This window comes from Bradyrhizobium sp. USDA 4538, from assembly GCF_024171045.1.
GTDB lineage: Bacteria > Pseudomonadota > Alphaproteobacteria > Rhizobiales > Xanthobacteraceae > Bradyrhizobium > Bradyrhizobium australafricanum.
The window spans coordinates 4809680-4821801 of record NZ_JALJZE010000001.1 but is presented as its reverse complement, the minus strand read 5'-3'; the positions used below and the strand labels follow the sequence as shown (position 1 = coordinate 4821801).

The 12122-nt window shown below is 64.7% G+C and carries 9 protein-coding genes and 1 tRNA gene; 5 read left to right on the top strand and 5 right to left on the bottom strand.

From position 1 onward, the window contains the following. Positions 1–42: 42 nt before the first annotated feature. The gene (locus tag J2R78_RS21735; protein ID WP_057018168.1) at positions 43–1233 is read left to right on the top strand and encodes an OpgC domain-containing protein; all 1191 of its coding nucleotides are present in this window, start codon (positions 43–45) and stop codon (positions 1231–1233) included. Between the two features lie 46 nt (positions 1234–1279). On the opposite strand, the gene J2R78_RS21730 is transcribed toward J2R78_RS21735, so the two are convergent. Together J2R78_RS21730 and J2R78_RS21725 are read right to left on the bottom strand one after the other, a co-directional pair. After that, positions 1280–2569, bottom strand: a complete 1290-nt coding sequence (locus J2R78_RS21730; protein ID WP_253606745.1) for an MFS transporter — start codon at positions 2567–2569, stop codon at positions 1280–1282. Positions 2570–2704: 135 nt separating this feature from the next. Further along, positions 2705–2902 carry a hypothetical protein gene (locus tag J2R78_RS21725; protein WP_253606744.1) on the bottom strand — a complete coding sequence of 66 codons (198 nt, stop codon included), beginning with the start codon at positions 2900–2902 and terminating at the stop codon, positions 2705–2707. A 438-nt stretch (positions 2903–3340) separates the two neighbouring features. Between J2R78_RS21725 and J2R78_RS21720 the strand changes: the two genes are divergently transcribed. Continuing rightward, positions 3341–4855 carry an ATP-binding protein gene (locus J2R78_RS21720; RefSeq protein ID WP_253606742.1) on the top strand — a complete coding sequence of 505 codons (1515 nt, stop codon included), beginning with the start codon at positions 3341–3343 and terminating at the stop codon, positions 4853–4855. A 163-nt stretch (positions 4856–5018) separates the two neighbouring features. Here J2R78_RS21720 and J2R78_RS21715 read toward each other — a convergent pair whose 3' ends face one another. Then, positions 5019–6203, bottom strand: coding sequence for an Ig-like domain-containing protein (locus tag J2R78_RS21715; protein ID WP_253606740.1), 1185 nt, complete (start codon positions 6201–6203; stop codon positions 5019–5021). Here J2R78_RS21715 and J2R78_RS21710 point away from each other — a divergent pair. Beyond that, a complete protein-coding gene (locus J2R78_RS21710; protein ID WP_253606738.1) occupies positions 6195–6821 on the top strand; it encodes a hypothetical protein in 627 nt (208 codons plus the stop codon). The two genes, J2R78_RS21715 and J2R78_RS21710, sit on opposite strands and share 9 nt — an antisense overlap. A 133-nt stretch (positions 6822–6954) precedes the next feature. On the opposite strand, the gene J2R78_RS21705 is transcribed toward J2R78_RS21710, so the two are convergent. After that, a tRNA-Met gene (locus J2R78_RS21705) sits at positions 6955–7031 on the bottom strand. Positions 7032–7349: 318 nt separating this feature from the next. Between J2R78_RS21705 and J2R78_RS21700 the strand changes: the two genes are divergently transcribed. Beyond that, positions 7350–8783 (top strand): coniferyl aldehyde dehydrogenase, encoded by a 1434-nt coding sequence (locus tag J2R78_RS21700; protein ID WP_253606736.1) that lies wholly within the window; start codon positions 7350–7352, stop codon positions 8781–8783. Positions 8784–8908: 125 nt separating this feature from the next. Continuing rightward, on the top strand, positions 8909–10516 hold the full coding sequence (locus tag J2R78_RS21695) for a GMC family oxidoreductase (RefSeq protein WP_253606734.1): 1608 nt from the start codon (positions 8909–8911) through the stop codon (positions 10514–10516). 261 nt (positions 10517–10777) lie between these two features. Here the strand turns inward: J2R78_RS21695 and J2R78_RS21690 are convergent, their stop codons facing one another. Beyond that, positions 10778–12094, bottom strand: coding sequence for an ISNCY family transposase (locus J2R78_RS21690; RefSeq protein ID WP_253606732.1), 1317 nt, complete (start codon positions 12092–12094; stop codon positions 10778–10780). Positions 12095–12122 lie beyond the last annotated feature (28 nt).

Sequence of the window (12122 nt, the reverse complement as noted above, 5' to 3'; positions counted from 1 at the left end):
CCCGCGACCGGACACGCGGGCGCTCGGGATGGGAGCGTACCGATGGACGTCAAGGCTGTTCTGCCGCCGCGTGGCCGCGACTATCGCCTCGATCTGCTGCGCGGCTTCGCCAACTGGGCGATCTATCTCGATCACATCCCGAACAACGCGGTGAACTGGATCACGCAGAAGAATTTCGGCTTCAGCGACGCGGCCGATCTGTTCGTGTTCATCTCCGGCTACACCGCATCCTTCGTCTATGCGCGCATGATGCTCGAGCGCGGCACCGTGATCGGCGCCACCCGCCTGATCAAGCGCGCTTGGCAGATCTATGTCGCCCACGTCCTGCTGTTCGTGATCTATATCGCCGAGATCGGCTATCTCTCCCAGCGCTACCACGACCCGAACCTGCAGGACGAATTCAACGTCGCGGGCTTCATGCACAATCCGGCCGAGACGCTCTATCAGGGCCTGATCCTGGCGTTCAAGCCGGTCAACATGGATGTGCTGCCGCTCTATATCGCGCTGATGCTGTGCTATCCGCTGGTGCTGTGGGCGATGCTGCGCAAGCTCAATCTGACGCTGCTGGCCTCGTTCCTGCTCTATCTCGCGGCGCGGCAATTCGGCTGGAACCTGCCGGCCTATCCGTCCGGCTCATGGTATTTCAATCCGTTCTGCTGGCAGTTCCTGTTCGTGTTCGGCGGCTGGTTCGCGCTCGGCGGCGCGAGCGAATCGATCACGTTCATCCGCTCGCGCGCCTTCCTTTGGCTCGGCGGCGCCTATCTGCTGTTCGCGCTGGTCATGACCTTGGCGGGCCGCTTCCCGGAGCTCGGACAGGCGATGCCGGCCTGGCTCTATGACGCCTTCAATCCGAACGACAAGACCAACCTTGCGCCTTATCGCGTGCTGCACTTCATCGTCCTCGCCTTCTTCGTCACCCGCTTCCTGCCGCGCGAATGGCCCGGATATGAATGGCCGATCTTCCAGCCGATCATCAAATGCGGCCAGCAGTCGCTCGAAGTGTTCTGCACCGGCGTTTTCCTCGCGGTCATCGCGCATGTGCTGCTGGTCGAGGTCTCCGGCAGCATCTGGATGCAGATCGCGGTCAGCATTGTTGGCATCGTGCTGATGACCGCACTCGCCTATTACCGCTCCTGGTCGAAGAAGGTCGACAAGGCGCCCGCGAAGGTACCCGTAGCTGCGCAGACGCCCGTGGCCGCGCAGACGCCAGCGACCGCGAAGCCAGCGGAGTAAGTGACGGCGCGCGGCCGAAGCCGCGCGCAACGTGCAAAGTAACCTGCTATCTCGCCAGCGGCTTGCCGGCCGTCTCGGGCGCCAGGGCGATCAGCGGCAGGCCGACTACATAGATCAGCGACAGCATCGAAATCGCCAGCGGGAAGCTGCCGGTGCGGGCGGCGAGCGCGCCGATCAGGGTCGGGCCGGCGGCGCCGAGCACGCGGCCCATGCTGAAGGCGAAACCGGAGCCCGAGCCGCGCAGCGCCGAAGGAAACATCTCCGGCAGCCAGATCGTGAACAGGCCGAACACACCATTGGTGAAGAAGCCGAGCACCGGCAGCAGCACCATGAACAGCGTCAGGCTGTCGAGCCATTCGATCGCGACCTCATAGGAGACCACGACGGAGATCAGCCCGCCGATGAAGAACAGCACCGCGGTGCGGCGCCGGCTGCCGAGCCAGGTGGTGAGCCACGGTACAAGGAGGCAGCCGATCAGCGTGCCGACATTGGTGATCAGGCCGGCCACCGCGCCCATCTCCTGCGCGTGCGCCGGCGTCGCGCCCGCGGCGACCAGCTTGGTCGAGATCACGGTCGGGGCCCAGAAGTTCGACGACCAAAGGCCGAAGATGATGCAGGCCATCATCAGCGCCGCGGCCCAGGTGGTGCGCGCCTGGTCGCCGGCAAACAAGGCCGCGACCGACGGCTGCTCGTGCGCAGCCCTGCGCTCGGGTTCGGGAATGTTGCTGCGCAGATACGCGATCAGCAGCGCGGGCAGAATGCCGAGCAGGAACATGCCGCGCCAGCCGAGCGTGCTGCCGATCGCAAGCGTGACGGCGGCAGCGAGGAACAGCCCGGTCGGCGTTGCCGTGTGCAGCCATCCGGCGAGCCGCACCCGCGTATTCTCCGGCACGGATTCCTGCAGCAGCGGCGTGCCCGCGGCCCATTCGCCGCCGATGCCGAAGCCGGCAACAAAGCGAAACAATGCGAACATCACGATACCGGTCGCAAGCCCGCATAGCGCCGTGAACAGCGAGTAGACCAGCACTGTCCAGCACATGATCCGGACCCGCCCGTAACGATCCGCAGCCCAGCCCCAGACCATCGAGCAGGCCCAGCCCAGCATGAAGATCGAGAACAACAGCCCGCCATAGATGCCGATATTGGCCTTGCTCGGCTCGATGCCGCTGGCCGGCAGCAATTCGCTCAACGCGCCGACCAGGATGTAGGCGTACATCGACGAATCGAAGCCATCGAGCATCCAGCCGAACCAGGTCGCCCAAAACACTTTTCGCGGCGACACTGCGCCAGGCGCCGCGACCGACGGCGCTACGGCATCAACGATGCTCTCAGTCATGTTTCCTCGCACGTTTCTTTTGTGCGGCGGACTATGCCGAGGTTTGCGCGCCGAGACACCACCGGCAAACGGGACGGAGGTATCCGGCACAAGAATAGCGACGCCGATCACATCGGCGTCACCGCGAACGCTCGCTCATTCTACGAAGGACGCGCGGAACGCCGGAATATGTAGAAAGCGATGACGACAAGCGGCACGGCAAGTGCGATCCAGGAGGGCCTGGTCCCAGATCCCGTCGCCAAGCAGCGCCGAGACCAGCCCGAACGCGATAACGGCGAAGTTCAGCACCGGCACCAGGAAGATTTGCGCGATCGACCATCTCGCTGCCGACATCAGGATCGCTCCGCCGCATGCACGCGTGAGCGGGGATAAGATCCGTGAAACCTTCGATTTTTGGCGGATGCCTTCGACAACGCGAGCCTTGCAAGCAGGGATCAATCCCGTTTGGATCAGGAAGAATGTAGGAAATGAATGCGTCGTAGTTGAACTCAGACATTGAGTTCGACGGGCTGAGAGTTCGACGGGCTGATTGAATAAGAGCGGGTCCGAACCGGGCCGGATCGCGCAGCTGAACAGGAACTGGTTCGAAAAAATCTACATCAGACACGCGAGCTAAACACGTTGTAGTGGCTTGATCAAACTTCATCTCGCGTGGCGAGCATCAGCATTGTCCGCCTCCCGGCCGTGCCTGGGGATGATGGTGCGGTTCGCTCGACGCGGCGCGATCAGCTTGTTAAGCCGCCTCTCCGCAAGGGCAATTTGAGTCGGGACATGACCGTAGCGATCGAGATGGGACAAACGACGGCCGGCACTTCGGCGGCCATCGACCTCGAGGAGCTATTGGCGACACGCCTCCTGGTGCAGGGCAACTCGGGTTCCGGCAAATCCCATCTGCTGCGCCGGCTGCTGGAACAGAGCGCACCCTGGGTGCAGCAGACCATCATCGATCCCGAAGGTGATTTCGTCACCCTGGCGGAACGATTCGGCCACCTCGTCATCGACGCCGAGGACCACACCGAGCGCAGCCTGCAGGTCGCCGGCGAGCGCGTGCGCATCCATCGCGTCTCCACGGTGCTCAATCTCGAAGGACTCGACGCCGAGAACCAGATGCGGCGCGCCGCGGCCTTCCTCGGCGGGCTGTTCGACGTCGCCCGCGACCACTGGTATCCGATGCTGGTGGTGGTGGACGAGGCGCAGCTGTTCGCGCCGGCGGTCGCGGGCGAGGTGTCCGACGAGGCGCGCAAGCTTTCGCTCGGCGCGATGACCAATTTGATGTGCCGCGGCCGCAAGCGCGGGCTTGCCGGGATCATCGCAACCCAGCGGCTGGCGAAGCTCGCCAAGAATGTCGCGGCCGAGGCGTCGAACTTCCTGATGGGCCGCACCTTCCTCGATATCGACATGGCGCGCGCCGCCGACCTGCTCGGCATGGAACGGCGGCAGGCGGAAGCCTTCCGCGACCTCGAGCGCGGACAATTCATGGCGCTGGGACCTGCACTGTCCCGGCGTCCGCTGGGCTTGCGCATCGGTCCGACCGACACCCAGCCGCGCACCGCGGCGCCGCGGTTGATGCCGCTGCCTGAAGCGGCACTGGAGGACGCACGCGCGATCATCCTCGCCGCTCCGCCGCCGGAAGCGGTGCGGCCGCAGCGCCGGACGCCGTCGCCGGACCTGCTCAGCCAGTTGATGGCCGCCAAGCAGCCGGCAGCGGAGCCAGATCCCGAAGCTGCGGAGCCGCCGCCGAGCGCCGAGCAAATGGCCGAGCGGCGGGAACGGCTGGACCGTATCCTGCGCGCCATCCTCGCCGAGCCCGACGCCGGCTTCCGCGCCATCGGCGTGCTCTATCAGGAGTTCGTGGTCCGCTGCCGGATCGAGGGCCTCGGTGCCGTGGTGCCGGAGCTGACGGACTTCCGCCGGATGCTGACGCGCGCCCGCGCCGGGCTCGGCGCCGATGTCGCGGACGACGACGCCTGGCAGGACGTCTCGCTGCGCGCCGCGTTGCTGCCCGAGGACATGCAGGGCGTCTTCATGATGATCGCCCGCGCCGCGAAAGAGGGCTGGCCGTGCCCGAGCGATGCTGCGATCGCCCGCGCCTACGGCACGCATTCGCTGCGCCGCGCCCGGCATCTTCTGACCTACATCGAGGAACAAGGCCTGATCGTCTGCCAGCTCGACGGTGCCGGCCGGCGGATCGTGACCCTCGTCGAGCTCGCCTGGGCCACGGCCGCGGCCGACCCGAATGTGGACGACCAGGCGGCGGAAGCAGCCTGTAACGGCTCGTCGCTGTGATCAGGTACTGAGCAGGCGTTAGGTGTTGAGCGGCATCGCGAAAGCGCTGCAAGACAAGAAAAAGGCCCGCCAGGAGGCGGGCCCTTTCATCTTTGCCGGTTGAGCGATCTTGGTTGCCGAGGGCCCCGCAACAGGCCCTCCACAGCCGCCCTATCTCAAGCCCTTACGCATGCTGCGGCTGCGCAAGCTGACTGACCTGCATCGCCGGCGGATCGACGACCGAGGTACCACCATGGCCGTCGCTCGAGGCCGTGAACGTGGAAGCCATGTAGTTGCCCAGCAGCGCAATGCTGGCGGTGACAGTGCCGTCCGTCACCGTGAGCGTTCCGTGCGTACTGTCACCGCTGAAGGTCGGCGTCTGAACGGTCGCGAAATTGATATTCGCGAAATCGATCGTGTCCGAACCGGACATCCCGGCGACAGTTCCGGTGAAGCTCGCGGAATTGTCGAGCTTCAGCGTCCCCGTGCTGCCGAGGAACGTTACGGCCGCGTTCGAAGCACCCGTCAATTCCAGCGTCGCGCCTGCTGCGATGGTGGCGCTGCTGGGGCTCTCTCCCGTTACGTTGAAAGGCTGCCAGGCACCCCACGCACTGCCATCATAGGCCCGGATCGAGAGCTGGTCGGTGCCAGAGCCGGCCTGATAGGTCGTCAGGGCAAGTTGTGCCGGAGTGACGTCGATCTCCGTATTCGCAGACTGGTTCACTCCGTTGACGTTCCAACGCCCGTTCGTGTTGGAATCCCACAACGCATATTTCGTTATGGTATCGCCATCCGCGTCCGTCGCGCTGACCAGGCTCGAAGCCGCGAAGACCTGCCCCGAGACCGTCGTTACGTTCGAGACCGCGACTGTTGGCGCCTGGTTCGTTGCGGTGGCCGTGAAGCTCTTCCACGCGCTCCACATGCTGCCGTCATTGGCCTTAACCCAGAGCGTATCCGATGGCGAGCCACCGGGGCCGAAGACGTAGCTCACCTGTGACAGGTTCGCCGCGCTCACATCGATCTCGGAGTTGGCGGCCTGGGCGACACCGTTCACAACCCAATGGCCGTTTCCTCCGGTGTCCCAGAAGGCGTACTGGGTGATCGTGTCGCTTTCGCTGTCCGAGACCCCGAACAGGCTCGTGGCCGCGATCGAATGGCCGTGAATTCCGGTCACGTTCGATGCGGTAACGACCGGAGCAATGTCGGGTCCCGGCGTTGCCGTGAAGCTCTTCCACGCACTCCACATGCTGCCGTCATTGGCCTTGACCCAGAGCGTATCGGGCGTCGAACCGCCGGGGCCGAACACGTAGCTCACCTGCGACAGGTTCGCCGCGTTTACATCGATCTCGGTGTTGGCGGCTTGGGCCACGCCATTCACCACCCAGTGGCCGTTTCCACCGGTATCCCAGAAGGCGTATTGGGTGATGGTATCACTGCCGACACCATCACAAACTATCAGGTGTGGGATTCGACGGCGGATGCGAGCAGTGGGCACTGGGTGGTCGGAGGAGTCGCCCAAGGCACCAATGCCGCCATCAATGTCACGGCAGCTCAACTTTCGAGCACAAGCTTTCAAAGCGGCTCGGGTTCGGACGATCTCTGGGTGAGGGCTTACGACGGCTTTGCCTGGGGGGCGTGGAAGGAATTTCACGTCACCGCGCCGGTTGACAGCGCTCCGTTAGTGACCGCGTCCGACTTCCACGCGACGGCCAACCAGAGCGTGGCCGCCTTAACCCTGTTTTCAGTCTCGGATGCCGACGGCGACAGTATCGCACAATATCAACTCTGGGATTCGACGCCGTCGGCAAGCAGCGGCCACTGGAGCATTAGCGGGAATACGCAGCCCACCGGCACCGCCATCAACGTCAGCGCGGCCCAAATTGCGAGCACGACATTCCAGGGCGGTACCGTGCCTGACGACCTCTGGGTTCGCTCCAGCGATGGCATCAGCTGGAGTGCGTGGCACGAATTCCATTTCATCGTCTAGGGAGCGGCCCGCGTTGCGGAAACGCCGTGATCTGCGCCCAATCGGTCGACGACACGAGGCCCGATTGTCCTCCCAAAGCAAAAATGGCCCGCGAAATGCGGGCCATTTTATCGGAACCGGTTGGTCCGGACTTTGGTTGCGGGGATAGGATTTGAACCTATGACCTTCAGGTTATGAGCCTGACGAGCTACCGGGCTGCTCCACCCCGCGTTAAACCGTTGCGTGCCTTGCAGAAAGGGTGCCTGAGCCGGCCGGCCAACGCTTTTCAACGGCGCCGATCGATCCGTCCGGGGGGCTTCCTGAGAAGGCGACCCGGGCCGAGGCCATCGGGTGCGGGGCGTATGTATCAACGTGAGCCCGGTTTGGAAAGCCCCGGATGCGGGTTTTTGAGGATTTTGTGACGTCGAAATCGCCGGCTGTCCCGGCAGGATTTACCGCCGGGAACCGGGCCTTGCCAGACCGCGCGCAAAAGCGGAGCTTGGCGCGCAACAAATACGTCAAGAGAACGTCATCCCAGGGGGAAATGCCATGGACCGGCCATTGAAGAGCCCGGGGCTGCATGGGCTTGAGGAGGCCTTTCATCGCCAGTTCGAGCTGTCGCGCAGCGAGCCGGCGCCGACATTGCAGGCACGGCTCGACCGGCTGCGTCGCCTGCGCGCTGCGCTGACCGAGAATGAGGCGCGATTCGAGGCGGCGATCTCGGCCGATTTCGGCCACCGCTCCACCGTCGAGACCGCGATCGCCGAGACCATGCTGGTGCTCGGCGAGATCAAGCACGCGGCCAAGCACCTCAAGGGCTGGATGGCGCCGCGGAAGGTCCCGACCACGGTCCAGTTCGCGCCCGCCAGAAACCGGCTGATGCCGCAGCCGCTCGGCGTGGTCGGCATCATCGCGCCGTGGAATTATCCGCTGCAGCTGACCCTGGCGCCCGCGGTCGCCGCGATCGCGGCCGGCAACCGTGCCATCATCAAGCCGAGCGAGCTGGTGCCGCGCTTTGCCGGGTTGCTGATGGAGACGATCGCAAAAAAATTCGATGTCACCGAGCTCGCGGTCACCGATATCGACGACGAAATCGCAAGGGCGTTTGCCGCGCTGCCGTTCGATCATCTGATTTTCACCGGCTCGACCCGCGTCGGCCAGCTGGTGGCCGAAGCCTGTGGCCGCAATTTGACGCCGGTGACGCTCGAGCTCGGCGGCAAGTCGCCCGCGATCGTCGACGGCTCCGCCGACATCGACGAAGCCGCGCAGCGCATCGCCTATGGCAAGCTGCTCAATGCCGGCCAGACCTGCATCGCGCCCGATTACGCGCTGGTGCCGCAGGCCTCGGTGCAACCCTTCGCGATGCGGCTACAGGGTCACATGCAGCACATGTTCGGTACCGATCCCGATAACGCCGATTACACGTCGATCGTCTCGGATCGGCACTATGCACGGCTCGAGGGGCTGGTCGCCGACGCCGCCGCGAAAGGCGCGACCATCATGCAGCCGGCAGCGCCGAACGACCGCGAGTGGAAGGCGAGGCGCAAATTTCCGCCGACCGTGATCGTTGACGCGACGCCGGACATGACGGTGATGCAGGAGGAGATCTTCGGGCCGCTGTTGCCGGTCATCGGCGTGCGCGATGCGGCGGAGGCGATCGCCTTCGTCAACAGCCGCGAACGCCCGCTGGCGCTATACTGGTTCGGCACCGACAGCGCCGCCCGCGATGCGGTGCTGGCGCGCACGGTGTCCGGCGGCGTCACCGTCAATGACTGCCTGTTCCACTTCGCGCAGGCCTATCAACCGATGGGCGGCGTCGGCGCCTCCGGCACGGGCGCCTATCACGGCGAGTGGGGATTCAAGACGCTGACCAAGTTCAAGCCGGTGCTCTACCGCTCGCGCTTCAACCGGCTTGCCGATCTCTATCCGCCTTATGGCGCGAAGGTCGCGCGGCTGGAGAAGCTGATGCGGATGTTGTCGTAGAAAGTGCTGTCGTTCCGGGGCGCGAAGCGAACCACAGATGCGCAATTGCGCATCGGGGAACCTCGAGATTCCGGGTTCGATGCTGACGCATCGCCCCGGAATGACAAATAGGAAATGGGGGAAACGTGACTGACACATTCGATTTCGTCGTGATAGGCGCAGGCTCCGGCGGCTGCGCGGTGGCGGGGCGGCTGTCGGAGGATCCGGCGACGTCGGTGGCGCTGCTCGATGCCGGCGGCACCAACGACAATTGGGTCGTCACCACGCCCGGCGCGCTGGTGCTGATGGTCGCGGGCACCGTCAACAACTGGGCCTTCAACACCGTGCCGCAGAAAGGCCTCAACGGCCGCATCGGCTATCAGCCGCGCGGCAAGGGGCTCGGCGGCTCCTCGGCGATCAACGCCATGGTCTACATTCGCGGCCATCGCGCCGATTACGACCACTGGGCCGCGCTCGGCAATGCCGGCTGGGCGTTCGCCGACGTGCTACCCTATTTCAAGCGCTCGGAAGACAATTCCGATTTCGACGGTGAGTTTCACGGCAAGGGTGGCCCGCTCGCCGTCAACAAGCTGCGCTCCGGCAATCCGATCCAGCAGACCTTCCTGCAGGCGGCGCAGGAGGCGCAATTCCGCATCCGCGAGGATTTCAATGCCGAGGACCATGAGGGCCTCGGCATCTACCAGGTGACGCAACGCAACGGCGAGCGCTGGAGCGCGGCACGCGCCTATGTACATCCGCATATCGGCAGGCGTCCCAACCTTCGCGTCGAGACCAATGCGCACGCGACGCGCATCCTGTTCGAGGGCAAGCGCGCGGTCGGCGTCGAATACCGGCAGGGCAAGGAGCTGAAGCAAATCCGCGCGCGGCGCGAAGTCCTGCTTGCCGCCGGCGCGTTCCAGTCGCCGCAGCTGTTGATGCTGTCGGGCGTCGGCGATGCCGCAGCGCTCGGCAAGCACGGCCTCGCCAGCGTGCATCATCTGCCCGGCGTCGGCCAAAACCTGCAGGACCATCCCGATTTCATCTTCGGCTACATGTCCGACAATCCGAACTTCGCCGGCATCTCGCTGAAGGGCATGCCGCGGCTCGTCCGCGCCATCATGCAATATCGGCGCGAGCGCCGCGGCCCCCTCACCTCGAACTTCGCCGAATGCGGCGGCTTCCTGAAGACGCGGCCCGATCTCGACATCCCCGACATCCAGCTGCATTTCGGCATGGCGATGGTCGACGACCACGGCCGCAAGCGCCACGGCGGCACCGGCTTCTCCTGCCATGTCTGCCTGCTCCGGCCGAAGAGCCGTGGCAGCGTCGCGCTGGCCGGCAGCGACCCGATGCAGGCGCCGCTGATCGACCCGAACTTCCTCGGCGAGGAGGCCGATCTGGAATCGATGGTCGCGGGCTACAAGACCACACGACGGCTGATGGAGGCGCCGGCGCTGCGCGCCCTGCAGCAGAAGGATGTATTCACATCCGACGTCCGCAGCGACGACGACATCCGCAGCATCCTACGCGAGCGCGTCGACACCGTCTATCACCCGGTCGGCACCTGCAAGATGGGTACCGCCGATCCGCTCGTGGTGGTCGATCCGAAGCTGCGCGTGCACGGGCTCGAAGGCCTGCGCGTAGTCGACGCCTCGATCATGCCGACCCTGATCGGCGGCAACACCAATGCACCGACCATCATGATCGGCGAGAAGGCCGCCGACATGATCAGGGCGGAGATGCGGGCGGGGTAACCAAATGCGTAGGGTGGCCACGGCGCAAGAGCGCCTTTGCCCACCCTATGAGGCTACCGTCGCAGGGCCGCACTGCCAAAATATCGAAAACAACCCCATGCAAAGGAGCCGGGGGGCTGCCGGCTTCGACACGGCGACACACTTCGACACGGCGACTGTCCGTAGCGGGTGAAGATGTCGTGTTTTTGTAGCTCGTGATCTGTCGCCTTCGTTTCTGATTTGCAGGGGAGCCGGAAGGCGGGGACGGCTTTCCCTGATTGATCATGCCACGGCTGTTGTGGCGGTTTTAGCCCTGTGGGTGAGTTTCTTTGTTCGACTTGAAGCCCGTTTCTCCGTCCCGACCCGCGCTTTCTCGACGGCGGCGCGCGCAGGAGCGGTCAAGGACGCGCGCTTGCGCGCCCGCCAGGGCTTGTCCTTGACGGCTCCGAGCACACCGCCAGGCTGAAGCGCGTCGGGGCTGATCTGCTGTCCGTCAGGCGCAAACCTCGCCAATCGATGCGGTCCAAGGAACACGCTGACGGTGCCATCGGGATACTCATGTAGCCGCACCAAGGCCTTGACGAAGTGAGGTCTTAGCCGGCTCTCCGGCAACTGCAGCCGCCGACCGTTCCATGCAACGGTATTGTCGTTGGCGACGGTTCGCTCCTCGATCACGCACAGCGCCTCGCGCCAGGCCTCATGCCGGTCGGCTACGAATGCCGAGCCTTCCTGTTCGGGCTTGATCGCAAACGCGGCGTTGTGCCCGGGGATGTAATGCGCCTTCAGCCACGCGTTGGCAGCCTCAACCGTCGTGATCCCGGCAAGCCGCAGCTCCTTCGGCAGCCGATCCTGCAAGGTGCCGAATACCCGCTCGGAGCGCCCGCGCGCCTGCGGCGAATAGGCTGCGATATGCTCGATCCCAAGATGCGACAAAGCCCGTCCCACCTGGGTTTGTTGCGTCTTCGAGATCTTCTCGCCAGCTTTTGGGGTCAGGAAATAATGGCTGCCGCGGTCGGTGTAGAGCGCGCAGAACAGGCCATGCTCGCCAATCACTTCGCGCAAGGCCTGGAAGGTCGAGGCCGTTCCTTCTTCCTCGACCAGCACCATCGAGTAGATCTCGCTCGTCGCATCGTCCATCGTGACGATCAGGTCCCTCGCGGGCAGGCCTTCGATCCAAACGTGGCGCGATCCGTCCTGGTGCAGCAGCATGCCCCGAAGCGGCCGCCGCGGCCGCTTCTTGCGGTGCGCCGAACGCTTCGGAGCCTTCCGCACCAGCCCTGCCGCGTGCAGCGCCAGCTTCGTCACCGTATAGCCCAGCACATAGTCGTGCCGCTTTTGCATCTGCTCGTGGAAGTGCTTCACCGTGAAGTCCGCGTACTTGTCCCGGTACAGCGCAAGCATCCGTTCCAGCTCCTCCTCCGGCGCCCGCCGTGGCGAACGACGCCCCAGCCGGCGGTCGACAAGCCCGTCGTCGCCCTCCGCCTCATAGCGCTCCGCCCAGCGTTGAAACGTCCGAACACTGATCCCAAGAACCTCCGAAGCTGCCTCCTGCGTCAGTTCCTTCGCCTCCGTCCGATCCAGCAAATCTGAAAACCGCATCCTTCGTACACCCTCGTGAATGGATGCC